This window comes from Methyloligella solikamskensis (genome assembly GCF_042676065.1).
GTDB lineage: Bacteria > Pseudomonadota > Alphaproteobacteria > Rhizobiales > Methyloligellaceae > Methyloligella > Methyloligella solikamskensis.
On record NZ_JBHTJO010000001.1, the window covers coordinates 591,328 to 616,811 of the forward strand.

A 25,484-nucleotide genomic window follows, 5' to 3' on the forward strand; every position below is an offset into this window, starting at 1 on the left:
GTGTCGCGGCCGTTTCATGCGCCGTTCGGGCATATGGAGCATCAGAGCTTCCGGGCGCTGGACCGCATGGCCAATGCCTGGGTGGCGCGGGCGACCGGCGGGATCTCGCCGCAAGCGCTGAATCTCGCTTTCGCCGACTGGGCACTGCATCTCGCGGCCGCCCCGGGCAAGCAGATGGAGTCGGTCGTCGAAGGCTGGCAGAAGGCGACAGAGCTTGCCGCCTTCGCCGCCGAATCCCTTTACGACGCGCAGACGTCCACTCCCGCCGAGGCTGCTCCGGGCGATCACAGGTTCGACCGGGATGGGTGGCTGAAAGACCCCTACCGGCTTTGGGCGCAAAGTATTCTGCTCATCGAGGAGTGGTTGAACGGGGTGACCCGCGGCGTGCCGGGTGTCTCCCGCCATCACGAGAACGTCGTCTCCTTCACCCTGCGCCAGTGGCTGGATGTCTGGTCGCCGAACAACATCCCTTGGGCGAACCCGGAAGTGGTCGAGCGGACACGCGCGACCGGCGGGTCGAACCTGCTCTCCGGTTTCCAGAACTGGCTAGAGGATTGGAGCCGTCAGGTCTCGGGCCAGCCGCCGGTGGGGACCGAGGCTTTCCAGCCGGGCCGGGACGTGGCGGTGACCCCGGGCAAGGTGGTCTACCGCAATCATCTGATCGAGCTGATCCAGTATTCGCCGCAGACGGACGCCGTGGCGGCGGAGCCTGTGCTGATCGTGCCGGCCTGGATCATGAAGTATTACATCCTCGACCTTTCGCCCCATAACTCCTTGGTGCGCTACTTGGTCGAGAAGGGGCACACGGTGTTCTGCATCTCCTGGCGCAATGTCACGGAGGAGGACCGCGACCTCTCGCTCGAAGACTACCGGCGCATGGGCGTGATGGCGGCGCTGGATGCGGTCTCGGAGATCGTGCCGGACCGGAAGGTGCATGCTGCCGGCTATTGCCTGGGCGGCACCTTGCTGGCGCTGGCCGCGGGCGCCATGGCTGAGGCCCGGGACAACCGGCTGGCCAGCATGACGCTATTCGCCGCGCAAACGGATTTCACAGAGCCCGGCGAGCTAGAGCTCTTCATCGACGACAGCCAGGTCTCGTTCCTGGAAGGCATGATGTGGGATCAGGGCGTGCTGGAATCCCATCAAATGGCCGGAACGTTCCAGCTGCTGCGCTCCAACGACCTGATCTGGTCGCGCATGGTGCACGATTATCTGATGGGCGAGCGGGCGCCGATGATCGACCTGATGGCGTGGAACGCCGATGCGACCCGCATGCCGTTCAAGATGCATTCGGATTATCTGCGCAAGCTCTTCCTGCGGAACGAGCTGGCGACGGGCTCCTATGTGGTCGACGGCCGGCCTGTGGCGCTGCAGAATCTCCGGGTGCCCATCTTCGGGGTCGGCACGGAGCGCGACCATGTCGCCCCTTGGCACTCGGCCTACAAGATTCATTACTTGGTTGAGACGGACGTGACCTTCGTGCTGACCAGCGGCGGGCACAATGCGGGCATCGTGAGCGAGCCTGGCCACAAGCACCGCCATTTCCGGCTGCGGGAAACCAACGTCACCGATCCGGTGCTGAGCGCGGAGGAATGGTTCGATGCGACCACGCCGCAAGAGGGCTCCTGGTGGCCGGAATGGGAAGCCTGGCTGACGGCGAATTCGAGCCCGGACAAGGTGGCGCCGCCCTCCATGGGCGCACCGGAGCGCGGCTATCCCGTGCTCGGCGATGCGCCCGGCACCTACGTGCTGCAGCGCTGAACCCAAGCCGCAATGAAGCGCGCGAACCGAAACCAAACGGGCGAAAAGATGAGTGTCGAGATGACAAAGCCTTTGCTGCGCAACCGGACCTTCGACGAGATCGCGGTCGGCGATAGCGCTTCGCTTGTCCGGGTCGTCGGCGAGGACGACATCAAGATGTTCGCCGCCGTCTCCGGCGATGTGAGCCCCGCCAATCTCGATGCGCAATACGCGGCGCGCGCCCAGGACGGTCATGTGGTGGCCCACGGCATGTGGACCGGCAGCTTGATCGCGAGCCTGCTGGGCACGGAGCTGCCGGGGCCGGGCACGGTCTATGTGGCCCAGGACATGAGCTTCAAGGCCGCCGTGGCCCCGGGCGACACGATCACCGCGACGGTCACGGTCAAGGAGAAGCTGGCGGAAGGCCATCGCGTCATCCTCGATACGGAATGCGTCAACCAGCAAGGTGAAACCGTGCTGTCGGGACTCGCCACGGTGATCGCGCCCACGGAAAAGATGACCATGGCGCGCATGGCCGTGCCCGACGTCACGCTGAACCGCCACGACCGGTATGAGCGCTTCATCGAGAAGGCCAAGCAGCCGCCGCCCCTGGCCACGGCAGTCGTGCATCCGTGCAGTGCCGGCGCCCTTCAGGCGGCGATCGAGGCGCGGGACGAAGGGTTGATCGCCCCGATTCTGGTGGGCCCTGAGCAGAAGATTCGAGAGGCGGCGGAGAAGGCCGAGCTGTCGCTGGACGGCATTCGCATCGAATGCACCGAGCACAGCCATGCGGCCGCGGCGCTTGCCGTGCAGCTTGCCGCCAATGGTGAGGCGGACGCCCTGATGAAGGGCAGCCTGCACACCAACGAGCTTCTGGGTGCCGTGGTGGCGCCGGACTCAGGCCTGCGGACCGACCGGCGCATCAGCCATGTCTATGTGCTGAACGTGCCCCATTATCCGAAGCCGCTGGTGGTGACCGACGCGGCCATCAATATCGCGCCGACGCTGGCCCAGAAGAAGGACATCTGCCAGAACGCCATCGACTTCATGCATCGCCTGGGCAATGAGCAGCCTTTGGTGGCGGTGCTGGCGGCGGTGGAGACGGTCGATCCGGCCATGCAGGCAACCCTCGATGCGGCGGCGCTCACGGTGATGGCCAAGCGGGGGCAGATCACCGGTGCGCTGGTGGAAGGACCCCTCGCCTTCGACAATGCGATCAGCCCCGATGCGGCGCGGATCAAGGGCATCGATTCCCCGGTCGCCGGAAAGGCGGATATCCTGGTGGTGCCCGATCTCGAGGCCGGCAACATGCTCGCCAAGCAGCTCATCTATCTGGGCGGCGCCGATGCGGCAGGGCTGGTGCTGGGTGCGCGTGTGCCGATCATTTTGACCAGCCGCGCCGATACGGTGAAGGTAAGGCTGGCCTCAAGCGCGCTTGCCAAGCTCGCGGGCGTGGAACGGCCGGCCGGTTTCCCAGGCGAATAACGGGGCGTCATGACGGGACATATCCTGCTCACCTTCAATCCCGGCTCCTCCACCATCAAGCTCGGCCTCTATCACTTCGAGAAGGGGCATCCGGAACGGTTCGGCGGCGGGGCGATCGATCTGCGCGATGCGCCGTTGCGCCTGCGGATCTCGGAAGAGGGGCGACAAGAGGAGATCCCGCTTCAGGCCGAGATCACCGAAGATTTGCATGATGTCGTGGCCGAGGTGCTCGATTGGCTGAAGCATCATTTCCCGGCCGGCGAGATCACCGGGGTGGGCCATCGCGTGGTGCATGGTGGCGATCTCTTTACCGGCCCTGCGCTGATCACTGAAGAGGTGGAAGACAAAATCGCCGAGCTGACGCCGCTGGCGCCGCTCCACCAGCCCAAGAGCCTGCGGCTGATCCGGGCGGTTCGGAAGCTCTGGCCGGATGTTCCGCAGACGGCGTCTTTCGATACCGCGTTCCATCAGCATCAGTCGGATGTGGTGCGCCGCTTCGCTATTCCCCGTGAGTTGTTCGACGAAGGCATCAAGCGCTACGGCTTTCACGGGCTGTCCTACGCCTCCATAGCCAAACGGCTTCAAAAGGAAGCGCCGGAGCTGGCCAAGGGCAAGGTCGTGGTCGCCCATCTGGGCAGCGGGGCGAGCCTGTGCGGGCTGGACGGCGGCGTGAGCCGGGACACCAGCATGGGGTTCTCCACTCTCGACGGCATTCCCATGGCGACCCGGTGCGGGGCGCTGGATCCTGGCGTGCTGCTGCATCTCCTGGAAGAGCAGGATATGCCGCTGAGCGAGCTGGACGACATGCTCTATCACCGCTCGGGCCTGCTGGGGCTTTCGGGCATCAGCGCCGATTCCCGCGATCTGGTGGAGAGCGATGCGCCCGCTGCTGGCGAGGCGCTGCAGGTCTTCGCCCATCGCATCGCCCAGACCGTCGCGGCTCTCGCCACGACCTTGGGCGGCATTCAGGGGCTCGTCTTCACCGCCGGGATCGGTCAGCATCAGCCGCTGGTGCGGTCTCTCGTCTGCGGCCATCTCAGCTGGATGGGTGTTGCGATCGACGCGGAAGCGAATAGCGAGAACCGTTCGCGGATCGACGGCTCGGGCGCTAAGGTCGCCGTGCTGGTCATGCCGACGGACGAAGAGCAGGTGATCGCCGAGGAGGCGCTCGCGGTTCTGCCCGGATAATTCTTCAAGGCAAGGCTGCAAAGTAACACTGGTCCCAACCAGCGATGGACAGGGACGATGTGCGTCGCTAATGAGGCGCGATGCTCAGACGCCTCTACGACAAGATCATCGCGCTCGCGGCCACGCCTTATGCCTTTGTCGTTCTGGGCGCGGTCTCGTTCGCCGAGAGCTCCTTCTTCCCAATTCCGCCCGATGTGGTGCTTGTGCCCATGGTGCTGGCGGAGCCTGCCAAGGCGCGGCTCTACGCGCTTTGGTGCACGGTCACCTCCGTGGCGGGCGGGCTGGTCGGCTATGCCATCGGCGCGCTGCTCTGGGATACGGTGGGCGCGTGGCTGATCCAGGCCTATGGCTATGGCGACAGCTTCGACACCTTCCGGGAGGCCTATGCGGAGTGGGGTGCCTGGATCATCCTGATCAAGGGTCTCACGCCCATCCCCTACAAGCTGGTAACCATCGCGTCCGGCTTCGCGGGCTACGACATCTGGGCGTTCATCATCCTCTCGCTGATTACGCGCGGCGCCCGGTTCTTTATCGTCGCCGAACTGCTACGCTATTTCGGCGAGCCGATCCGCGAGTTCATCGAGAAGCGGCTGACCCTGGTGACCACGGTGTTCATGGTCACGGTGGTCGGCGGCGTCGTTCTGGCCAGGTATGTGTTCTGATGATGACCCGACTCAAAGCCCGCGGGCCGCTGGCGATCTCCAGCCTGCTCGTTTGCGCAATCGCCCTGATCACGATCCTGAGCGCTCTGGCGTTCGAGCATATCGGCGGCTATCCGCCATGCCATCTCTGTCTGCAGGAGCGCTACGCCTACTACTTCGCGGTGCCGGCGGCGGCGTTCGTCTTCGGGATGACGACCAATTGGGCCGGCTTGGCGCGGGTCCTGCTGGGCATCGTCGCGCTTGCCTTCGCCATCAACGTGGCGGTGAGCGTCTACCATGTGGGTGTGGAGTTCAAATGGTGGGAAGGCCCTGCGGCCTGCACCGGCGGGGCGGCTTCCGGCGATTGGCAAGAGCTTGCCGAGCAGCTTCGCCAGACAAGTGTGGTGCGCTGCGACGAGCCGGCGCTGACGGTGCTCGGGCTTTCGCTTGCCGCGTGGAACGGCATCGTGTCGCTGATCCTGATGGCGATTGCCGGATGGGGCGTGGCCGTGACGCGGTCGGCCAGCGAAGAGCATTACGACCTCTAGCGAGACTGCGCTTCCTGATAGAGCAGGGGCCTACGGCTCCAGCTCGGTATCCCAGTAGAGATAGTCGATCCAGCTTTCATGCAGGTAGTTGGGCGGGAAGAGCCGCCCGTTGCGGTGAAGCTGAAAGACCGTCGGCCGGTGGGGCTGCTGATGCGGCCACATGCCGGATTTCGACGGCATCTCCCCGCCCTTCCTGAGATTACAGGGCGCGCAGGCCGTCACCACGTTGTCCCAGCGGGTCAGGCCGCCGCGGGAACGCGGGATCAGATGATCGAAGGTGAGATCCTTCGACGCGCCGCAATACTGGCAGATGAAGCGGTCGCGCAGGAACACGTTAAACCGCGTGAAGGCCGGGTAGAGCGCAGGACGGACGTAGCTCTTCAGGGAGACCACGCTGGGCAGCTTCATCTGGAAGGATGGGGAGTGCACCGACCGGTCGTATTCGGAGACGATGTTCACCCGATCCAGGAACACCGCTTTGACGGTTTCCTGCCAGGGCCACAGGGATAGGGGATAGTAGCTCAGGGGACGATAGTCGGCGTTCAGCACAAGGGCTGGGAACGAGCCGGACGATGCGGATGCGAGTGCTGCGGTCAAGGTCCTCAGTCCTCGATAGTCACCCGTCGCACTCGGGTCCCTTAAACATGGGCGGCATACTATAGGGCCGTGTCAGATATGTGAAGAACCCTAGATAATGTCGTTAAAACATGTCTACTCCCCAGAACTGGTTGCTCACCGTTTTCGTATGAAGAGTTTGAGCACGTCTTGCGGATGACCCATCGGCGTCCGGGAACGCTCGCGAAAATGGAGGTTACCCCATGAATTTCATCTTGAAGGCCGCGCTGGCGGCTTTGGCTCTTCTGCTGCTCCCGGTCTTTGCCGGAGAAGTCGCCGTGGCGAAGGAACAGCCCATGACGCCGGCCATGCAGAAATGCCTGAACGGGCTCAATAGCTGCCGTTCTCCCTGTTTCGGCAGGCGGGTGCCTGGGCCGTGCCTGACCATCTGCAAGGCGGAATACCGCCAGTGCAAGCGTCAGGCGCAGTAGCCGGTCGGGCTGTGTCCGGGCGCCGCTAGGAGGCGGTCTGAGGCGTCAGAGCGTTCTTGAGGAAGCCGCCGCCCAGCATCAGACCTTCCTGGTCGATGCCGTGGCCGACCCCCTTGGCGATGTGGGATTCGACCGACAGGCCTAAGGCGGTGAGGTGCTCGCGGGCCATGGTGAGGGCTTCCACGGGGATGACCTGATCCATATCGCCGTGGATGAGCAGGATGTTCGGGCCCTTCTCGCCGATATCGGCGGCGAACTCGGATTCGGCCAGAGCGCCGGAATATCCCAGAATCGCCTTCGGCGGCTTCTCCCTGGAGAGACCGACCGCCAGGGACATCATGGTGCCCTGGCTGAAGCCCACCAGCGCCAGGGAGCCTTCGGCCAGGCTGTAGCGCTTCAGTTCGGAATCGATGAAGCCGTTCAGGATCGGTTTCGCCTCGGCGACGCCCCGGGAATATTCCTCGGCATCGCGGAAGCTCAGCGGGAACCACTCGCGGCCCATGGGTGACATGGCGCAGGCGTTGGGCGCATTGGGCGAGACGAAGGCGGCATCGGGCAGGAGCGGTGCCCAGGACCGCCCCAGACCGATCAGGTCGTTGCCGTCGGCCCCGTAGCCATGCAGCAGGATAACCAGCTGCTTGGCCGGGCCGCCTGAGGCCGGCTCAATGCGCGGCCCATCGAGTTCGGTAAGCGACATGAGGCTCGCCTACCGGCAATCGTGGAAAATGTGAAGCCGCATTTGCTCGCTTAGTCCTCCGGAAGCTCGTCGGCAGGGTGGGCGTTGAGCTGCCCGTAATTCTGCACGCCGATCTCCTTGATGAGGCTCAGCTGAGCTTCGAGGTAGTCGATATGGCCTTCCTCGTCGGCCAGCAGCTCCTCGAAGAGGTCCTTGGTAACGTAGTCCTCTTCCTTCCGGCAGTAGGCGCGGGCCTCCATGTAGAGGGCGCGGGCGCCGTATTCCGCCTTCAGATCGCACTCAAGGACTTCCTTGATGTTCTGGCCGATCATCAGCGGGTCGACATGCTGCAGGTTCGGAAAGCCCTCCAGGAAGATGATCCGCGTCACCAGCTTGTCGGCGTGGTGCATCTCCTCGATGGACTCCGCCCGCTCTTTCTGGGCGAGCCGCGTGAAGCCCCAATCCTCCAGCATGCGGTAATGCAGCCAATACTGGTTGACCGCGGTCAGCTCGGAGGTGAGCGCCTTGTTCAAATATTCGATTACGCCAGGATTTCCCTTCATGCTTCCTCTCTCTCAAATCTCAACCGTGTCCTAGAGTGGGCCCTAATAGGACCTTCCGCGAGGTCTCCCAGTTCCCAGGCGGACGGCGAGCGACGTTTGAGCGCTCGGGTCCTCGTCGTCATAAGCGACCATCAGCTTGGTTATCAATGGCAAACAATTGCCACAGGACGGACGCTTGCCGAGATATTTGTATATCAGTCCGGGCGTCAGCACGACCAAAGGATCGGCTGTGCGCAGGGCCTGCACCGCATCCTCGATGTCTTGGCTGGAGATCATTGAGCAGGAACAGACGATCATGGGGTTCGTTCGAGGTCTCGATCTTTCCTTTGCGGGCTCCGGCGGTCCGGAGGGGCCGGTCCTGAGAGTCTCTCAGGCAGCCTTCTTACGGCGCAGCGCGTCGTTGGACCATAGCAACCGGGCGACGACGGCGGGCCAGGGCCGCCGGGATTCGCCGATCCCGGTCATGTCGGCTGTATAGGTCCGTTTCTCAAGTACAAGGGATGGGATCGCTTTACCACATCCCGGCAAGAGTATTGCCAAGCGGCCTTAACCGATACTTTGGTGCTCCGCGCGTAAGGTCCTTCCCCGCGTTTCAAGGGAGCAGTCTATGCGGTCGGGCGACAGCGAGCCAGATCACAACAAACCGGGTCACGGTGAGGCGGAGCGTGGCGATGCTGCGCATTGCAGCGCAGCCGGTGATGGCGCGCCTCATGCTGACGGTGATCGCGCGGGTCAAAACCACACCGAGAATGACCACACCGAAAATCACCACGCTGAAAAAGACCATATGCAGCAGCTGTCGGAAGGGCGCGTGCTCTCCCGGGCGGCGCTGACGGAAGCGCTGTTTCTGGAGCAGGCGGCGCGGGCGAAGGCGGAAGCTGCGGACAATGCCAAATCGCGGCTGCTGGCGCTGGTGAGCCACGAGCTGCGCACGCCCATGGGTGCCGTGATCGCTATGTCGGATCTGCTGCTCTCCAGCCCTCTGGAGGACACTCAGCGGCGCTACGCCGAGACGTTGCAGAGCTCGGCGCGGGGGCTGTTGGCGCTGCTCAACGAAATTCTGGATTTCTCCAAGCTCGAGGCGGGGCATTTCGAGGTTGAGAGCGAGCCCTTCGATCTGTTCGCTTTGCTGAACGACCTCTCCGGCGATCTGAAGGTGCGGGCGCAAGACAAGGCGATTTCCGCCGAGATCGATATCGCCGAGGATTGCCCCTGCTGGGTACGCGGCGATGGCGGGCGCTTGCGCCAGATCCTGACGAACCTCATCGACAATGCGGTCAAGTTCACGTCAGAGGGCGCGGTGACCCTGTCGGTTTCGGCTGCGGACCGGGACGATGCGGTCTGGCTGCGCTTCGGCGTCAGCGACACGGGCATCGGTATGAACGAGGGGGACCGCTCCCGGATCTTTCAGCCTTACGTCCAGATCGATCCGAAGATCGCCGCCGATTACGGCGGAACGGGTCTTGGGCTCTTCATCGCCCGTAAGCTGGCGGAGCTGATGGGTGGCTCGCTCACCTGCGAGAGCAAGCCGGGCGAGGGGTCGCGGTTCTGGCTCAATGTGCCCATGCACTGGGCCGATGCGCCGCAAGACGACGAGACAGATGGGTTCTCCGGCGAGCGGCCGCTTGCAGGCACCGTGCTCGTGGTGGAGGACAATGCCGTCAACCGGATGCTGATCGGCGCTTATCTCGACGAGTTCGGCGTGGAGCACGAGATGGCCGCCAGCGGCGCGGAAGCCTTGCGGCTCCTGGATCAGCGCTGCTTCGATCTCGTGCTGATGGATATCATGATGCCGGAGATGGACGGTCTGGAGACCACCAGGCGCATCCGCGCCCTGCCGGGGAAGGCGGGCCAGGTCCCGGTGATCGCGCTCACGGCCAACGCCATGAAGGGCGACCGCGAGACCTATCTCGAGGCGGGCATGAACGCCTATCTCTCAAAGCCGATCCGCGGCCGCGAGCTCTATGATGAGATCGCAGGTTATCTCACGCCGGAGTCGAAGGACGACGCTTGCGAGTCGCGTGCCGAACGTCTGTCGCCCTAGACGTTATCCAGCAGCACGCCGGCCAGCAGGATCAGATATGCGATCAGCAGAAGCCCCAGCGCGTAAGGCGTGAAGAACGGCAGCGGCACGACCTGGCCGATGATGACGAGGATCGCGATGACCACGGAGACGAGGAACGTCTCGCGGCGCGGTGCGGATGTCTTGAAGTTCATGGATGCCCCCCAGAGATCGCAGCAGCGGAGCGCTGCCTGCGTCGGTTGAGGGTAGCGGATTCTTCCAGAAAGCAAAGGGCGGGATGTGGATTGCACCCCGCTCAAAATGCGGACGTCATCCCTGCGGAAGCAGGGGTCCAGCAGCCTTCGTGTGACGGCCTCATGGTTCGAGACACGCTCCCTTCAGGAGCGCCCTCACCATGATGGGGGGCCGCTGCAGATTGTTGCGGGAAGCTGGTCGCGGTGACGCAGTAGACCGCCTCATCCTGAGGGCGAGCGAAACTCGCGTCTCGAAGGAGAGGCGGTCGGTGCTTTGAGGCTCGGCGCATGCGCCGGGCACCTCAGCATGACGGCGTTTGCGGTATCCCGCTATTCGGCCGCGGCGGGCTGCTTCTCGGGATCGTCCAGCCCGCGCTCAACCAAGTCGATCATGCCGTTCATGATGTCGTTGAGCTGGAAATCCTTAGGCGTGTAGATGGCCGAGGCCCCGCACTGCTTGAGCACGTTCTCGTCCGCCTGCGGGATGATGCCGCCGACCACGACGGGGATATTGCCCAGCCCCTCGTTGCGCAGGCGCTGAACTACGTCGCGAACCAGCGCCACGTGGGAGCCGGACAGGATCGACAATCCCACCACATGGGCGCCGGACTCCTTCACCTGCTCGACGATCTGCGCCGGGGTCAGGCGGATGCCGTCATAGACGACCTCCATGCCGCAATCCTTGGCGCGGACGGCGATCTGCTCGGCACCGTTGGAATGGCCGTCGAGGCCGGGCTTGCCGACCACGAAGGTGAGACGTTCGCCGAGCTTCTCGGAGACCGCATCGACGCGCTTCCTGACCTGCTCCAGGCGGGCCTCGTCCATCTTGTGGGCGGCGCCCATGCCCGTGGGTGCCCGGTACTCGCCAAAAACCTCGCGCAGGATCTGGCCCCATTCGCCCGTAGTCACGCCGGCTTTGGCGGCGGCGATGGAGGGCTCCATGATGTTGCGGCCCTCTTGGGCGGCGGATTTCAGCTCACGCAGGGCGTCCTGAACGGCCTGATCGTCACGTTGCTTGCGCCATTCCTCAAGGGCGGCGACCTGCTCCATCTCCACATGCTCAGGCACGGTGAAGATGTCGTTCTCGCCGGCGGCGAGCGGCGACTCCTCGGTCTCGGTGTATTTGTTGACGCCGACCAGAACCAACTCGCCCGTCTCGATCGCTTCGATGCGCGCGGCGTTGGAAGCGATCAGGCTGTCCTTCATGTAGTCGATGGCCTTCATGGCGCCGCCCATCTCGTCGATCTTGGCGAGCTCGGCGCGGGCCTCTTCCATGAGCTCGGCGACCTTGGCCTCGATCTCCTCGGAGCCGTCGAAGATGTCGCCGTATTCCAGAAGATCGGTCTCGAAGGCGAGGATCTGCTGGAGGCGCAGGGACCATTGCTGATCCCACGGGCGGGGCAGGCCGAGCGCCTCGTTCCAGGCCGGAAGCTGCACGGCGCGGGCGCGGGCCTTCTTCGACAGCACCACGGCCAGCATGGCGAGCTGGATGCGGTAGACGTTGTTCTCCGGCTGCTGCTCGGTCAGGCCGAGCGAGTTCACCTGGACGCCGTAGCGGAAGCGGCGGAACTTGGGGTCCTCGACGCCGTAGCGGTTCTTGGTGATGTCGTCCCAAAGCTCGACGAAGGACCGCATCTTGCACATCTCGGTGATGAAGCGGACGCCGGCGTTGACGAAGAAGGAGATGCGGCCCACGACCTGGGGCATCTTCTCAGGCGAGATCTCACCGGAATTCTTCACCTCGTCGAGCACGGCCTGGGCAGTGGCGAGCGCAAAGGCGAGCTCCTGGATCGGCGTCGCGCCGGCCTCCTGCAGGTGGTAGGAGCACACGTTCATGGGGTTCCATTTCGGAACCTCCTGAGAGGTGTAGACGATCATGTCCTTGATCATGCGCAAGGACGGATCGGGCGGAAAAACGTAGGTCCCGCGGGAGAGATACTCCTTCAAAATGTCGTTCTGGGTGGTGCCCTGGAGCTGGTCGCGGGGCACGCCCTGCTCGTCGGCGAGCGCGATATAGAGCGACAGCAGCCAGGCGGCCGTCGCGTTGATGGTCATGGACGTGTTCATCTCGCCGAGCGGGATGTTGTCCAGCAGCTCGCGCATGTCGCCGAGATGAGAGATGGAGACGCCGACCTTGCCGACCTCGCCGCGGGCGAGGACATGGTCGGAATCGTAGCCCGTCTGAGTGGGAAGATCGAAGGCGATGGAAAGGCCGGTCTGCCCCTTGGCCAGGTTCTTCCGATAAAGCTCGTTCGAAGCCTTTGCCGAGGAATGGCCGGCATAGGTGCGGAACATCCACGGCCGGTCCCGCTTGACTTCCTCAACGTTCTTCTCGCCCGCTCCCATCGATCCTCACTCCCGCATCTCAACTGCACATTCGATTGATCCGGCCCCGGCGGCGGAATGCGCGGGGCTAGGCCGTCTTTTCTGTCATCGGCGCGCCATTATAGCAAATAAATCAGGCGCGACCGAACTCCGCGCTCCCGTGAGCCAGGGCATGAAACGCGGCTGAGAGCACGAAAAAGGCGGCGCAAGGATCTTGCACCGCCTTTTTAGCGTCTCGTCAGCCTCTGGCTTCGAGGCTAGTCCGTGGAGGGGTCGCCAACCTCCTCATTATCCATCGAGCTGTCTTCTTCCTCGACAGCATCCGGATCGCTCTTCTGCATCATGCCGTCATCGGCAGACGTGTCAGGGGCGACGGTGCCCTCTTCCATCTCGCCATCATCCATGCGGCCTTCCGGGTTGCTCGTCGTGTGAGCCGGGCTGTCGTCTGTGGCAGTGTCCGGCGCGGCGGCATCAGGCTTCATCTCGCCGTCGCCGGCAGCTTCTTCAGCCATGGAATCGCTTTCAGCGACCACGATCGTTCCGGTTGCCGTAACGGTGTCGGCGCTGGCGGGGCTTGCAAATGCAAAAGCCGCCGCGGCCAAGGCAGTGGTCATGAGCCATTTGGTGTTCTCGGTCTTCATCGAGCGTCTCCTTTATTCGTTTTAAGTTTTTTCTGATTGGCGTGCGGGGGCGCGGAGCGACGTGCTATTTCGGATCGCTCTCCATGGTCTTGCCGGGCATCTCCGCTTCGCCCATGGCGCCGTCATCGTCACCGGTCTCCAGATCTTCCTGGATAGCCTCGTCTTCCATGTTTTCGTCGCTGGACATGCTCGGGTCGCTATCCATGGTCTTCGGCGCCGTTGCGTCCTCGGCCACGCGATAGCTGCCGGCCGGCAGATTGTCGTTCTGGGCGTAGGCGGGAATGGCGATGCCGAAGGTGAGAATGCTGGTGGTGGCCAGTATGGCGATCTTACCGTTCATTGTGGCGTTCCTTCCGTCTGCGTTCTGGGTCTTCCCCTGGGGGAGGGGTCGGGGGTGCATCGGGGGATGCAGATGGGATTTGAACGCCCCCCTTATCGGGCCGGTTCCTCGTGCCGGAACACCAAGTTGTGAGGAGGGTTTATTTGCGGTGCAGAAAGAGGGGGCATTGCAAAGCTCTGGGCATCGGCCAGAGTTTTTGCTAACCCTCCACCCCGGCGTCAGGAAACCTTCGCCTCTCCTCCGCGGGCGACAAGGTTTTCCGGGCGATCCGTCTGAGGATTTTTCCGCGGGTTTCTGCGCATATCCCGTCCTTCGCTGGAAAGCTTTTCACAGCGGATGGCGACGGAAATTGCCGCACCGCAATAAAGCGTTTATGTCTTTAGCCGGGGGAGGAATGGATGAGTGAGATGTCGCTAGCCTCAGTTTCCGGGGAGGAAGCGGAAGTCAAAGATCTCTACGAGATCGGCGAAATCCCTCCGCTCGGACATGTGCCGAAGAATATGTACGCCTGGGCCATCCGCCGCGACCGGCAGGGACCGCCCAACGAAGCGATGCAGCTCGAGGTGCTTCCGACATGGGAACTCGATTCCCATGATGTGCTCGTCCTCGTGATGGCCGCCGGCGTGAACTACAACGGCGTGTGGGCCTCGCTCGGCAAGCCGATCTCCATGTTCGACGTCCACAAGAACGATTTCCACGTCGCGGGCTCGGATGCCTCGGGCATCGTCTGGGCCGTCGGCTCCAAGGTGAAGCGCTGGAAAGTGGGCGACGAGGTCGTCATCCACTGTAACCAGGACGACGGCGATGACGAGGAATGCAACGGCGGCGACCCGATGTTCTCGCCGTCTCAGCGGATCTGGGGCTATGAGACGCCGGACGGCTCCTTCGCCCAGTTCTGCCGCGTTCAGGACCGTCAGCTTCTGCCTCGGCCGAAGCACCTGACCTGGGAAGAGGCCGCCTGCTACACGCTGACGCTCGCCACCTCCTACCGGATGCTGTTCGGCCATCGGCCGCATACGCTGAAGCCGGGCCACAACGTGCTGGTCTGGGGCGCTTCGGGCGGTCTGGGCTCCATGGCGATCCAGCTTTGCGCGACCGCGGGCGCCAACGCCATCGGCATCGTGTCCGACGACGACAAGCGCGACTTCGTGATGTCGCTCGGCGCCAAGGGCGTGATCAACCGCAAGGACTTCAATTGCTGGGGCCAGATGCCCAAGGTCGGCACGCCGGAATACGACGAGTGGAACAAGGAAGTCCGCAAGTTCGGCAAGGCGATCTGGGAGATCACGGGCAAGGGCGTGAACGTCGATTGCGTGTTCGAGCATCCGGGTGAGGCGACCTTCCCGGTCTCCTGCTTCGTGGTGAAGCGCGGCGGCATGGTGGTCTTCTGTGCCGGCACGACGGGCTACAACCTGACCATGGATGCCCGCTATGTCTGGATGCATCAGAAGCGCATCCAGGGCTCCCACTTCGCGCATCTTCTGCAGGCCAGCCAGGCCAACCGGCTTATGATCGAGCGCCGCATCGATCCCTGCATGTCGGAGGTGTTCCCGTGGGATCAGATCCCGAAGGCCCATATGCGCATGTGGAACAACGAGCATCAGCCCGGCAACATGGCGGTGCTGGTCAATGCGCCGACCACGGGCCTGCGGTCCTTCGAGGACGTGCTCGAAGCCTCCAAGGAGATGGAGAGCTAGAAGCCTCTCCTTCCTACAAGACGAATTTTGAGAACGCCGGGCCTTCGGGTGCCGGCGTTTTCTTTTGGTGAGGTTCCCTCAACGCCCTTGCGGTAGTTATTCTCATGCAACCGACGGGAGAGAAGCAATGGGCTATGAGATCCGGACCATGCCGTTTCACGAGGTGGAGACGACCCTCGAATGGGCGGCGCGGGAGGGCTGGAATCCCGGCCTCCACGATGCGGAGTGCTTCTACTCGATCGATCCGGACGGATTCTTCATGGGCGTGCTGGACGGGAAAGTCATCGCCCGGGCGGCGGTGCTGAACTACGACGAGAATTACGCCTTCGCCGGGCTTTATATCGTCGATCCCGAGTATCGCGCTCATGGCTACGGGATGCAGCTCGTCGAGGCGATGGTCGGCCATGCGGGGACGCGCAATATCGGTATCGATGGGGTCGTCGACATGCAGGAGAAGTACAAGCGGCTCGGCTACCGCTTCGCTCACCGGGATATCCGCTTCTCGCTCCAGAATGACGTGGAGGCGCCCATCGCGCCGGAGCTGACCCCGGTCGCTGACGTGCCGTTCGAGACCCTGGCGGCCTATGATCGAAAGCATTTCCCCGCACCCCGGGATACGTTCCTGAAATGCTGGATCACCCAGTCCAATGCGGTGGGGGTGGCCTTCATGGTGGGCGAGACGATGAAGGGCTATGGCGTGATCCGCCAATGCCAGCAGGGCTACAAGATCGGCCCGCTGTTCGCCGATACGCCGGAAATCGCCGAGGCGCTTTATGACGGCCTCTCTAACGTGGCGAAGGGCGAGCCGGTCCTGCTCGACATTCCGGACGCCAACGAAGCAGGCATGAAAATGGCCGCCAGGCGAGGCATGGTGCAGGTCTTCGAGTGCGCCCGGATGTATTTGAAGGGTGATCCGGGTCTGCCATTGGACCGTATCTTCGGGCTCACGAGCCTTGAGGCCGGCTAATACCGCTTGTCTGGCGGATATGCCGGAAATACCGCCTCATTTGACGATTTGTCCCGTTCCAGCGTATGGGACTTGGTTCACTTCGGCCGCGCCAGAGGGTATGTCTCTCCCGGCCGCACGTATTGCGCTGTTGGGAGGAGAATTGGTGAGCACCGCCGAGACCATGGAAACCGCTGAAGCTGAGCAACTGCCCGATCTTATCGCCAAGCTGAAAGGCGCCTCCGAGGCCGCCGTCGCGCTGTGCGAGAAAGCCACGAAATCTCTGGCTGCGAGCCTTGCGCCGAACGGCAAGGTGGATGGCGCCGCGCTGGTGGCCGAAGAGCATGCCGCCCACGGGCTCGCCTGGGTAACGACCTATGCGGAAGCCATCCGCGAGGCTGCCAAGTATGCCGAGCGCCTGGACGGCGAAGGCCGCTTTGGCGAGATGGAAGCCCTGCTGACCCAGGTCGGCGTCGCGGAATATCTGGCCCAGCTCGCCGGCGGCGTGGTGATGAGCCAGAACGAGATGATCCGGCTGGAAGAGCTGGGCCTCGACGACGACGACCGCCACGAATTCCTGACCGACGACGTGAAGGCCGTGATGGCCGGAAACAATCCGGCCGTGCGGGCGCGGATTGCCCAGATGCTCGACGACGGCCAGGGCAATGTGACTTTCGGCGATACCGGCCTCGACGAGACCTCGGAAGCCATGCGCGAGGAGATGTATCGCTTCTCCCAGGCCGAGGTCGTGCCCCATGCCCATGAGTGGCATCTGAAGGACGATTACATCCCCATGGAGCTGATCTCGGCCATGGCCGAGATGGGCGTGTTCGGCCTGACGCTCCCGGAGGAGTATGGCGGGCTGGGCCTCGGCAAGGAGGTGATGTGCGTCGTCTCCGAAGAGCTGTCCCGTGGCTATATCGGCGTCGGCTCGCTCGGCACGCGCTCGGAGATCGCCGCCGAGCTGATCCTCAATGGCGGCACGGAAGAGCAGAAGCAGGAATGGCTGCCGAAGATCGCCACCGGCGAGATCCTGCCGACGGCCGTGTTCACCGAGCCGAATACGGGCTCCGACCTCGCCTCGCTCACCACCCGGGCGAAGAAGGACGGCGAAAATTATCTGGTGACCGGTCAGAAGACCTGGATCACCCACGCGGCCCGCGCCGATCTGATGACCATCCTGGCGCGCACCGATCCGGAGCAGAAGGGCTATCGCGGCCTTTCCATGCTGATCGCGGAGAAGCCGCGCGGCGATGACGACAAGCCCTTCCCGGCCGACGGCATGTCCGGCGGCGAGATCGAGGTGCTCGGTTATCGCGGCATGAAGGAGTTCGACATCTCCTTCGACGATTTCAAAGTGCCGGCCCAAAACCTGCTCGGCACCGAGGAGGGGCAGGGCTTCAAGCAGCTCATGCAGACCTTCGAGGCGGCCCGGATCCAGACCGCGGCCCGCGCCATCGGCGTGGCCCAGTCGGCGCTCGATCTCGGCATTCGCTACGGCGCGGAGCGCGTCCAGTTCGGCAAGCCGATCATCAAGTTCCCGCGTGTCGCCGACAAGCTGGTGATGATGGCGGCCGAGATCCTCATGGCGCGGCAGCTGACTTACTACTCCGCCCGCCAGAAGGATGCGGACAAGCGCTGCGATCTGGAAGCCGGCATGGCCAAGCTGCTGGCGGCGCGTGTCGCTTGGGCGGCCGCCGACAACGCGCTGCAGATCCACGGCGGTAACGGCTTCGCGCTAGAATATGCGATCAGCCGCGTGCTTTGCGATGCGCGTATCCTGTCGATCTTCGAAGGGGCTGCGGAAATCCAGGCGCACGTGATCGCCCGGCGGCTGCTGGAGGCGTAGGGCGGCGATTATGGCCCAACCCACCAAGCGAATTCAGCCGGACTATCTGAAGATCCTGATGGAGATCCTGATTGCGCTCGCCATCTGCTTCCTGGCGGCGGCGCTGGGCGGCATGTTCACCGAGCCCAATCTGGATTGGTACGAAGGTCTGCAAAAGCCGAGCTTCAACCCCCCGGACTGGATCTTCGGTCCGGTCTGGACCGTGCTCTACGGGATGATGGCGGGCGCTCTGTTCTGGATCTGGCGAGTCGACGTGCCGTCGGAAGAGAAGCAGACGGCATATCGCTGGTTCGGCGCTCAGCTTGTCCTCAACGTGCTGTGGTCGGTCGCTTTCTTCTACATGCACAGCCCGCTGCTCGGCACCCTCGACGCCGTCCTTCTGCTGATCGCGATCTGCGGCACCATCGTCGCGTTCTGGCGCTTGAGCCAGGGGGCTGCGCTGCTGCTGGTGCCCTACCTCCTGTGGGTGATGTTCGCCACGGCACTGACCTTCTCGCTCTGGCAGCTCAATGGCTAATCAGGCGGCCCGCCGCAGCATCCTGATCACCGGATGCTCCTCCGGCATCGGCCTCGCCTGCGTCCGTGCCCTGCGTGACCGGGGGTGGCGGGTTTTCGCAACGGCGCGGAACGATGCCGATCTTGAGCGGCTGAAAGCTCAAGAGAACGTCGAGAGCGTCTATCTGGACTACACCGAGCCGGACTCCATCGCGGCTTGCGCCGATGCGGTGCTCGAGGCCACGGGCGGGACGCTGGATGCGCTGTTCAACAACGGCGCCTACGGCCAGCCAGGCGCGGTGGAGGATCTCCCGGTCGATGTGCTGAAGGCCCAGTTCGAGGCGAACGTGTTCGGCTGGCATGATCTGACCAACCGCTTCATCCCGGCCATGCGCCGCCAAGGCCACGGGCGCATCGTCCAGTGCTCATCGGTGCTCGGCATGGTGGCGGCGCCCTATAGGGGGGCCTATTGCGCCTCCAAATTCGCCCTGGAGGCGCTCGCCGATACCCTGCGGCTGGAGCTTGCCGATACGGGTATCCATGTGGTGCTGATCGAGCCGGGGCCCATCCAAAGCCGCTTCGTGGAGCACGCCCTCAAAGCCTATCGGGCGAATATCGATCTTGAGAGCTCGCCTCATGCGGAGACCTACCGGGCGCGGATCGCCGCCATGGAACAGGGCGGCACCTCGACCTTCAAGCTCGGACCGGAAGCAGTGGCGGCGAAGCTGATCAAGGCGGTGGAGAGCCGGCGGCCCAAGCCGCGCTATTTCGTGACGATCCCAACCTATCTGGCCGATCTTTTCAGGCGCGTGTTGCCGACCCGCGCTCTCGACGCCATCGCGGCGCGCAATTAGTCTCTAGATTGCCGGCAACCCGGCCCAATTTCGGAGTGCTCCAATGGAATCCCTTTTCTCGATCCTCGTTCCGTTCGCCCTGGTGGCCGTCGCCATCGTGCTCATTCTGGGGCTATGGAACATGATGCGCGGCGGGAGCCCGAGCCGCAGCCAGAACCTGATGCGCCTGCGCATCGTGTTTCAGGCCGTCGCCATCGTCATCATCATGACGGCGATCTATTTCATGAGCAAATAGCGGCTTCGTCCATCGAGAGTGTCGAAGGTATAAAGGGGTCGAAGAGGTAAGAATGGTCGTTCTCAACAAGATCTACACGCGCGGCGGCGACGACGGGACGACGGCGCTCGGCACCGGCGATCGTGTGAAAAAATACGATCTGCGGGTGGAGGCTTACGGCACGTCGGACGAGACCAACGCCGTGGTCGGGCTTGCCCGCATGCATACGTGCGAGGCGAACCCGGATCTCGATGGGATGCTGGCCCGGATTCAGAACGATCTTCTGGATGTCGGGGCCGACCTTTGCTTCCCGGCGGAAACCAAGGACGAGCGCGGAAATCTGCGCATTTCCGCCGATCAGGTGGCCCGGCTTGAGGCTGAGATCGACAAGATGAACGGCGAGTTGGAGCCCCTGCGGTCCTTCGTGCTGCCGGGCGGGTCGCCTGCGGCGAGCTTCCTGCACCTGGCGCGCACGGTGTGCCGCCGGGCGGAGCGTCTGATGGTCGAGCTAGCCTCGAAACCGGACGAAGCGGTGAGCGAAGAGGTGATCCGCTATATGAATCGGTTATCTGACTTCTTTTTTGTCGCGGCGCGCTATGCGAACAATAAGGGTGCCGACGACGTCTTATGGGTGCAGGGTCAAAATCGCTAGCAGCGTAGTGCGGGGGAGAGGCTTAAAAGGCCTGAGTTTCAGACGGTGTTTGTTCCTCTCCACGATACCAATCCGCTGAAGTCGATCCGGCACCAATACGTCACCTTCACCATCATTGTGCTGAATGTCGGGATCTATCTCGTCTATCAGAGCGGGCTGGTCTTGCCGGCGAACGCGTATACGGGTATCGCGTTTGCCGTGGTGCCGGCGGAGCTGTTCTCCACGAGCCCCTGGATCGGGGACGCCTCGCTGGGGCCGCCGGGCGTCATCGCCATCCCCGAACGGCTGACGCTGGTCACCTACATGTTCATGCATGCCGGCTGGCTGCATCTTCTGGGCAACATGCTGTTCTTGTGGGTGTTCGGCGACAATGTCGAAGACTCGATGGGGCATCTACGTTTCATCATGTTCTACCTGATCTGCGGTATTTCGGCCGGGCTCGTGCACTCGGTCATGAACCCGCATTCGGACGTGCCGCTGATCGGGGCGAGCGGCGCGGTGGCGGGCATCATCGCCGCCTATCTGATGCTCCATCCCAAGGTGAAGGTCTGGGTGTTGGCGCTCTGGCGCATCCCGATCAAGATCAACGCGGCCTGGGCCTTGGGATTTTGGATCGGGCTCCAGGTGCTCAACATCTTCATCGACAAGGATGGGGACGTCGCCTGGTGGGCCCATGCCGGGGGGCTGGCCACGGGGGCCCTTCTCATTCTATTTATGCGGCGGCCAGGGGTGCCGCTCTTCGACCGTACACGGGGTGGGGCATGAGCGTCTGGGAGCACTTCACAGACCTTGGGTAGCATTGACTACGATAAGGCTCGGCAGTACGTTCCGGGGCCATTTCGCAACTGCGAAAAACTCCGGACTTGCGCGCGTTTTATTTGAGACCGGAAGAGGAATTCGAAGCGTATGAAGATCCTTGTGCCCGTAAAGCGGGTCGTCGACTACAACGTCAAAATCCGAGTGAAATCCGATGGTAGCGGGGTCGATCTCGCCAATGTGAAAATGGCGATGAACCCGTTCGACGAGATTGCCGTCGAAGAAGCGCTGAAGATCAAGGAGCGCGGCGACGCCGAAGAGGTGATCGCCATTTCAATCGGTCCCGCCAAAGCTCAGGATACGCTGCGTACCGCGCTCGCCATGGGCGCCGATCGTGCAATCCTGGTGAAAACCGAAGAGACGACGGAGCCGCTCGCGGTTGCCAAGATCCTCAAGAAGGTCGTCGAGGACGAAAGCCCCGATCTGGTGATCATGGGCAAGCAGGCGATCGACGACGATTGCAATCAGACCGGCCAGATGCTCGCCAGCCTGCTCGGCTGGGCTCAGGGCACCTTCGCCTCCAAGGTGGAGTTCGGCGACGGCAGTGTGAAGGTGACCCGCGAGATCGACGGCGGCCTGGAGACCCTGTCGCTGAAGATGCCGGCGGTGATCACCACGGACCTTCGCCTCAACGAGCCGCGCTACGCGTCGCTGCCCAACATTATGAAGGCGAAAAAGAAACCCATCGACGAGAAGACGCCCGACGATCTCGGCGTGGATGTCTCTCCGCATATCAAGACGCTCTCCGTCGCAGAGCCGCCCAAGCGTGAGGCGGGCGTGACGGTCGAGGACGTTGCGGAGCTGGTGGACAAGCTGAAGAACGAAGCGGGGGTGCTCTAAGATGGCGACTTTGCTGATTGCAGAACACGATAACGAAGAGCTGGCGCCCGCGACCGCGAAGGCGCTCTCCGCGGCGGTTGACTTCGAGGGCGACGTGGACATCCTGGTCGGTGGCAAGGGCGCCAAGGGCGTGGCCGAAGCCGCTGCGAAGCTCGAAGGCGTGCGCAAGGTGCTGCTGGCCGATGCCGATCACCTGGAGCATCACCTCGCCGAGGAGATGGCTGCGCTGATCCTGTCCATCGCCGACGATTACGATGTGGTGCTCGCGCCTGCGACGACCATGGGCAAGAACATCATGCCCCGGGTCGCGGCACAGCTCGACATCATGCAGATCTCCGACATCATCGAGGTGCAGTCCAAGGACACCTTCGTGCGGCCGATCTATGCGGGCAATGCGCTGGCCACGGTGCAGACCACGGACGACAAGATCGTCGCCACGGTCCGGACCACGGCCTTCAGCGCCAAGGAAGAGGGCGGTTCGGCCGAGGTCGAGGAGATCTCCGCGCCGGAGTCCGTCGGTCTGACCGAGTTCGTGAGCGCCGATCTGGCTGAGAGCGACCGCCCCGAGCTGACCTCCGCGCGGGTGGTGATCTCCGGCGGCCGCGGCATGGAATCGGGCGAAAACTTCGAGAAGCTGATCGCCCCCGTGGCCGATCGGCTGAACGCCGCGGTCGGCGCCAGCCGGGCGGCCGTCGATTCCGGCTTCATGCCGAACGACCATCAGGTCGGCCAGACCGGCAAGGTCGTTGCGCCGGAGCTCTATATCGCCGTCGGCATCTCCGGCGCGATTCAGCATCTGGCGGGCATGAAGGACTCCAAGGTGATCGTGGCGATCAACAAGGATGGCGAAGCCCCGATCTTCCAGGTGGCCGATTACGGTTTGGTCGCCGATCTGTTCAATGCGCTGCCCGAGCTCGAAAGCGAGCTTGAGAAGGCCGGATATTAAAAAGAGAAGCGATAAGCGCGATGTCGACAGAGACCACAACGATGGGTGACGAGACTCCTGCGGCCGAGACGAAAGAACGTACGCAAGCCGACAAGCCGATCAAGCGGGTCGGTGTCATCGGTGCCGGCCAGATGGGGAACGGCATCGCCCATGCCGTTGCATTGGGCGGGTTCGACGTCGCGCTTAACGATCTGTCGAAAGAGAAATACGACGCGGCCATGGAGACGATCGAGAAGAACCTCGAGCGTCAGGTCGGCTCCGGCAAGATCACCGAGGAGGAAAAGGAGAAGGCGAAGGGACGTATCACGTTCGCCGAGTCCTATTCCGATTTTTCCGATGCCGATCTCGTCATTGAGGCGGCCACGGAAGAGGAGACGGTGAAGCGCAAGATCTTCGTGGCGCTTTGCCCGTACCTCAAGCCGGAGGCGATCGTATCGACCAATACGTCGTCGATCTCCATCACGCGGCTCGCCGCGGCCACGGACCGGCCGGAGCGTTTCATCGGGCTGCATTTCATGAACCCGGTACCGGTGATGGAGCTGGTCGAGGTGATCCGCGGCATCGCGACGGAGGACGTGACCTTCGGCCGGGCCAAGGAATTCATCACCGGTCTCGGCAAGACCATCGCGGTCTCCGAAGACTTCCCGGCTTTCATGGTGAACCGCATCCTGCTGCCCATGATCAATGAGGCGGTCTACACGCTCTATGAGGGCGTGGGCTCCGTGGATGCCATCGACACGGCCATGCGGCTGGGTGCACACCATCCCATGGGCCCTCTGCAGCTCGCCGACTTCATCGGCCTCGATACCTGCCTGTCCATAATGCAGGTGCTCTACGAGGGGCTGGCGGATTCCAAATACCGCCCCTGTCCGCTGCTGGTGAAGTACGTGGAGGCAGGCTGGCTGGGCCGGAAGTCCAATCGCGGCTTCTACGATTATCGCGGCGACACGCCGATGCCGACTCGCTAAAGCTGCCGCTCTCGCTCCCGCTACAAGCTGACATTCCCGGCATCTGAACAAGATGGGTCTGCGGACGAGATGGGCTTGCACGCCGCAAGACATTTCGCCGCACCTGCCGACACCTTTCCCCCGAACCGGCGTTGAATGGAGAGCCGCCGCAACGGGAGAGAGGGGGCATTTTGCCGATGCTCAACGGGAAGCTTTCTGCAAAATTTCTTGGAGGGGCCGTCATCGGGTTGACCTCCGTATCGCTGTTCGCCGGGGCGTATGCGCTGGCCGACGACGCAGGCTCGAAGGCCGAGACGCCCTTCACGGTCGAGATCACCGGCCATCAGTGGTGGTGGAGCGGCCGCTATCTGAGCAACAGCGAATCCGACCGCACCTTCACCACGGCGAGCGAGTTTCATATCCCCGCCGGCAAGGAGGTCCGCTTTCAGATCCGCAGCGCCGACGTGATGCACGGCTTCTGGGTCCCCAGGGTCACCGAGAGCGTGGACGCAGTTCCGGGACAGGTGACGGAGACCACCATCAAGGTCGACGAGCCCGGCGTCTATCAGGGGCAATGCGGCGTGTTCTGCGGTGCCCAGCACCAGAACATGAAGCTTTCGGTCGTCGTCGACGAGCCTGAAGATTTCGAGGCTTGGTACGACGACCAGCTCAAGGTGCCGGAGCCGCCCGAGGAGGGGACCGAGGCCGCCGAAGGCATGAAGATCTTCGCGGCCACCTGCAGCGGCTGTCATGCGGTGCGCGATACGGCTGCAGGCGGCGTCTACGGGCCCAATCTCAGCCATCTCATGACCCGCAGTACTCTCGGGTCCGGCATGCTGACCAACGACAGCGAGGGGCTGGCCAGATGGATCGACAATCCCCAGCAGATCAAGCCCGGCTGCCGGATGCCCGATCTGGGCCTCGACGAGCAGAAGATCGATAAGCTGGTGGCCTATATGGAGACCCTGGACTGAGGGTTGGGCTCCGGGGCTTCTCAGGCTCAGACACCGGCTAGGTAAAAAGAAGGCCGGCGCCCTTCCGGGGCGCCGGCGCTTTTGTGTCGGCTCCTGGCTTCGGAGCCAGTGCCCGAGGCGGCTACTGCGCTCCGCCGGGATCCTTGGCCTGACGGTCTTCGGTGCCGCCTGAATTCTTGCCGGAGTTATCAACGTCCTCGTCGCCTGAAGATTCTGCGTTCTCGCTGAGGGACTGCACATAGGCGGCCAGTTTATAGACCGTGTCGCCGGCCACCATCGAGCGGAAGGCTGGCATGCCGTTGGGACGGCCTTCGCGGATGGAGCTGGCGATATTCTCCATGGAGCCGCCATAGATCCACACATCATCCATCAGGGGCGGGCCCATGCCGCCGCCGCCGTTGAAGTGGCAGCCGACGCAGTTGAAAGAATGGTAGAGCTGGCGGCCAATCTCGATCGCTTCGGGGTTGCCCTTCGCTTCCTTGGCGGCCTCACTCTGCTGGTCCACGGGCGGCTGGCCGCCGGCGCCAATGGGTACCAAAGAAATTTTCGGCGGGGCCTCGGGCTGATCAGAGGCGGCAGTCTCATCAGGATCGGGCGGCGGCGGCGCGCTCTGAGGCGTCTCCTTCTCGGCCACCTCGGAGGGGTCCTGGCTCGGCGTTTCGGCGGCGTCCTTCTCCGCCTGCACTGTTTCGGTGCTCGTGTTTTCGGCCTTCTCGGCGCTGTCGCCCTCATCGCCGCAGGCGCTGAGAGGCAAGCACAGAGCGAGTGCGAGAAGAGCTGGGGTCAAGGGTTTGTGGAGCTTCAT

At 63.3% G+C, this 25,484-nt stretch carries 29 protein-coding genes; 19 read left to right on the forward strand and 10 right to left on the reverse strand.

Features of this window, described 5'->3' with window-relative positions:
• The first annotated feature begins 33 nt into the window (after window positions 1–33).
• The 5 genes from ACFQ2F_RS02945 (at window position 34) to ACFQ2F_RS02965 (ending at window position 5,602) form a co-directional block, all read left to right on the forward strand.
• Window positions 34–1,761 carry a PHA/PHB synthase family protein gene (locus ACFQ2F_RS02945; protein WP_379090582.1) on the forward strand — a complete coding sequence of 576 codons (1,728 nt, stop codon included), beginning with the start codon at window positions 34–36 and terminating at the stop codon, window positions 1,759–1,761.
• A gap of 60 nt (window positions 1,762–1,821) precedes the next feature.
• Window positions 1,822–3,225, forward strand: a complete 1,404-nt coding sequence (locus tag ACFQ2F_RS02950; protein WP_379085455.1) for a bifunctional enoyl-CoA hydratase/phosphate acetyltransferase — start codon at window positions 1,822–1,824, stop codon at window positions 3,223–3,225.
• Between the two features lie 9 nt (window positions 3,226–3,234).
• A complete protein-coding gene (locus tag ACFQ2F_RS02955) occupies window positions 3,235–4,413 on the forward strand; it encodes an acetate/propionate family kinase (protein WP_379085458.1) in 1,179 nt (392 codons plus the stop codon).
• 80 nt (window positions 4,414–4,493) lie between these two features.
• Window positions 4,494–5,075 (forward strand): YqaA family protein, encoded by a 582-nt coding sequence (locus ACFQ2F_RS02960; protein ID WP_379085461.1) that lies wholly within the window; start codon window positions 4,494–4,496, stop codon window positions 5,073–5,075.
• Between the two features lie 2 nt (window positions 5,076–5,077).
• Window positions 5,078–5,602, forward strand: a complete 525-nt coding sequence (locus ACFQ2F_RS02965) for a disulfide bond formation protein B (protein ID WP_379085463.1) — start codon at window positions 5,078–5,080, stop codon at window positions 5,600–5,602.
• A 30-nt stretch (window positions 5,603–5,632) separates the two neighbouring features.
• Here the strand turns inward: ACFQ2F_RS02965 and ACFQ2F_RS02970 are convergent, their stop codons facing one another.
• Entirely contained in the window at window positions 5,633–6,199 is a 567-nt protein-coding gene (locus tag ACFQ2F_RS02970; RefSeq protein ID WP_379085466.1) for an HNH endonuclease, read from the reverse strand.
• A 221-nt stretch (window positions 6,200–6,420) separates the two neighbouring features.
• On the opposite strand from ACFQ2F_RS02970, the gene ACFQ2F_RS02975 reads away from it, so the two are divergent.
• Entirely contained in the window at window positions 6,421–6,648 is a 228-nt protein-coding gene (locus ACFQ2F_RS02975; protein ID WP_379085469.1) for a hypothetical protein, read from the forward strand.
• 25 nt (window positions 6,649–6,673) lie between these two features.
• Here the strand turns inward: ACFQ2F_RS02975 and ACFQ2F_RS02980 are convergent, their stop codons facing one another.
• From ACFQ2F_RS02980 to ACFQ2F_RS02995, 4 genes are all read right to left on the reverse strand, one after another.
• Window positions 6,674–7,345 (reverse strand): alpha/beta hydrolase, encoded by a 672-nt coding sequence (locus tag ACFQ2F_RS02980; protein WP_379085472.1) that lies wholly within the window; start codon window positions 7,343–7,345, stop codon window positions 6,674–6,676.
• Between the two features lie 50 nt (window positions 7,346–7,395).
• Window positions 7,396–7,887, reverse strand: a complete 492-nt coding sequence (gene bfr / locus ACFQ2F_RS02985) for a bacterioferritin (RefSeq protein ID WP_379085474.1) — start codon at window positions 7,885–7,887, stop codon at window positions 7,396–7,398.
• 42 nt (window positions 7,888–7,929) lie between these two features.
• The gene (locus tag ACFQ2F_RS02990) at window positions 7,930–8,184 is read right to left on the reverse strand and encodes a (2Fe-2S)-binding protein (RefSeq protein WP_379085479.1); all 255 of its coding nucleotides are present in this window, start codon (window positions 8,182–8,184) and stop codon (window positions 7,930–7,932) included.
• A 295-nt stretch (window positions 8,185–8,479) separates the two neighbouring features.
• Entirely contained in the window at window positions 8,480–8,674 is a 195-nt protein-coding gene (locus ACFQ2F_RS02995) for a hypothetical protein (RefSeq protein WP_379085482.1), read from the reverse strand.
• Between ACFQ2F_RS02995 and ACFQ2F_RS03000 the strand changes: the two genes are divergently transcribed.
• Window positions 8,675–9,931, forward strand: a complete 1,257-nt coding sequence (locus tag ACFQ2F_RS03000; protein WP_379085485.1) for an ATP-binding protein — start codon at window positions 8,675–8,677, stop codon at window positions 9,929–9,931.
• Here ACFQ2F_RS03000 and ACFQ2F_RS03005 read toward each other — a convergent pair.
• The 4 genes from ACFQ2F_RS03005 to ACFQ2F_RS03020 form a co-directional block, all read right to left on the reverse strand.
• On the reverse strand, window positions 9,928–10,104 hold the full coding sequence (locus ACFQ2F_RS03005) for a hypothetical protein (protein WP_379085488.1): 177 nt from the start codon (window positions 10,102–10,104) through the stop codon (window positions 9,928–9,930). The two genes, ACFQ2F_RS03000 and ACFQ2F_RS03005, sit on opposite strands and share 4 nt — an antisense overlap.
• 369 nt (window positions 10,105–10,473) lie before the next feature.
• On the reverse strand, window positions 10,474–12,489 hold the full coding sequence (locus ACFQ2F_RS03010) for a methylmalonyl-CoA mutase family protein (RefSeq protein ID WP_379085491.1): 2,016 nt from the start codon (window positions 12,487–12,489) through the stop codon (window positions 10,474–10,476).
• Window positions 12,490–12,725: 236 nt separating this feature from the next.
• Complete coding sequence (locus tag ACFQ2F_RS03015; protein ID WP_379085494.1) at window positions 12,726–13,109, reverse strand: hypothetical protein; 384 nt, start codon at window positions 13,107–13,109, stop codon at window positions 12,726–12,728.
• 64 nt (window positions 13,110–13,173) lie between these two features.
• On the reverse strand, window positions 13,174–13,449 hold the full coding sequence (locus ACFQ2F_RS03020) for a hypothetical protein (RefSeq protein WP_379085497.1): 276 nt from the start codon (window positions 13,447–13,449) through the stop codon (window positions 13,174–13,176).
• A 398-nt stretch (window positions 13,450–13,847) separates the two neighbouring features.
• Here ACFQ2F_RS03020 and ccrA point away from each other — a divergent pair, with 398 nt between their 5' ends.
• From ccrA to ACFQ2F_RS03080, 12 genes are all read left to right on the forward strand, one after another.
• The gene (gene ccrA, locus ACFQ2F_RS03025) at window positions 13,848–15,146 is read left to right on the forward strand and encodes a crotonyl-CoA carboxylase/reductase (RefSeq protein ID WP_379085500.1); all 1,299 of its coding nucleotides are present in this window, start codon (window positions 13,848–13,850) and stop codon (window positions 15,144–15,146) included.
• 127 nt (window positions 15,147–15,273) lie between these two features.
• Window positions 15,274–16,113 (forward strand): GNAT family N-acetyltransferase, encoded by an 840-nt coding sequence (locus tag ACFQ2F_RS03030; protein WP_379085503.1) that lies wholly within the window; start codon window positions 15,274–15,276, stop codon window positions 16,111–16,113.
• Between the two features lie 163 nt (window positions 16,114–16,276).
• Window positions 16,277–17,941 (forward strand): acyl-CoA dehydrogenase family protein, encoded by a 1,665-nt coding sequence (locus ACFQ2F_RS03035; protein WP_379090584.1) that lies wholly within the window; start codon window positions 16,277–16,279, stop codon window positions 17,939–17,941.
• Window positions 17,942–17,951: 10 nt separating this feature from the next.
• Window positions 17,952–18,458, forward strand: a complete 507-nt coding sequence (locus tag ACFQ2F_RS03040; RefSeq protein WP_379085506.1) for a TspO/MBR family protein — start codon at window positions 17,952–17,954, stop codon at window positions 18,456–18,458.
• Window positions 18,451–19,290 carry an SDR family oxidoreductase gene (locus ACFQ2F_RS03045; protein WP_379085509.1) on the forward strand — a complete coding sequence of 280 codons (840 nt, stop codon included), beginning with the start codon at window positions 18,451–18,453 and terminating at the stop codon, window positions 19,288–19,290. Before ACFQ2F_RS03040 ends, ACFQ2F_RS03045 begins: the two co-directional genes overlap by 8 nt.
• Before the next feature lie 43 nt (window positions 19,291–19,333).
• The gene (locus ACFQ2F_RS03050) at window positions 19,334–19,525 is read left to right on the forward strand and encodes a twin transmembrane helix small protein (RefSeq protein ID WP_379085512.1); all 192 of its coding nucleotides are present in this window, start codon (window positions 19,334–19,336) and stop codon (window positions 19,523–19,525) included.
• A gap of 52 nt (window positions 19,526–19,577) precedes the next feature.
• A complete protein-coding gene (locus tag ACFQ2F_RS03055) occupies window positions 19,578–20,156 on the forward strand; it encodes a cob(I)yrinic acid a,c-diamide adenosyltransferase (RefSeq protein ID WP_379085515.1) in 579 nt (192 codons plus the stop codon).
• Window positions 20,157–20,201: 45 nt separating this feature from the next.
• On the forward strand, window positions 20,202–20,921 hold the full coding sequence (locus ACFQ2F_RS03060; RefSeq protein WP_379085518.1) for a rhomboid family intramembrane serine protease: 720 nt from the start codon (window positions 20,202–20,204) through the stop codon (window positions 20,919–20,921).
• 141 nt (window positions 20,922–21,062) lie between these two features.
• On the forward strand, window positions 21,063–21,812 hold the full coding sequence (locus ACFQ2F_RS03065; RefSeq protein ID WP_379085521.1) for an electron transfer flavoprotein subunit beta/FixA family protein: 750 nt from the start codon (window positions 21,063–21,065) through the stop codon (window positions 21,810–21,812).
• A gap of 1 nt (window position 21,813) precedes the next feature.
• On the forward strand, window positions 21,814–22,758 hold the full coding sequence (locus tag ACFQ2F_RS03070; protein WP_379085525.1) for an electron transfer flavoprotein subunit alpha/FixB family protein: 945 nt from the start codon (window positions 21,814–21,816) through the stop codon (window positions 22,756–22,758).
• A gap of 41 nt (window positions 22,759–22,799) precedes the next feature.
• Window positions 22,800–23,726 carry a 3-hydroxybutyryl-CoA dehydrogenase gene (locus tag ACFQ2F_RS03075; RefSeq protein WP_379085528.1) on the forward strand — a complete coding sequence of 309 codons (927 nt, stop codon included), beginning with the start codon at window positions 22,800–22,802 and terminating at the stop codon, window positions 23,724–23,726.
• Between the two features lie 227 nt (window positions 23,727–23,953).
• On the forward strand, window positions 23,954–24,679 hold the full coding sequence (locus ACFQ2F_RS03080) for a cytochrome c oxidase subunit II (protein ID WP_379085531.1): 726 nt from the start codon (window positions 23,954–23,956) through the stop codon (window positions 24,677–24,679).
• Between the two features lie 121 nt (window positions 24,680–24,800).
• Here the strand turns inward: ACFQ2F_RS03080 and ACFQ2F_RS03085 are convergent, their stop codons facing one another.
• Window positions 24,801–25,484: a c-type cytochrome gene (locus tag ACFQ2F_RS03085; protein WP_379085534.1), complete on the reverse strand. Its 684-nt coding sequence runs from the start codon at window positions 25,482–25,484 to the stop codon at window positions 24,801–24,803.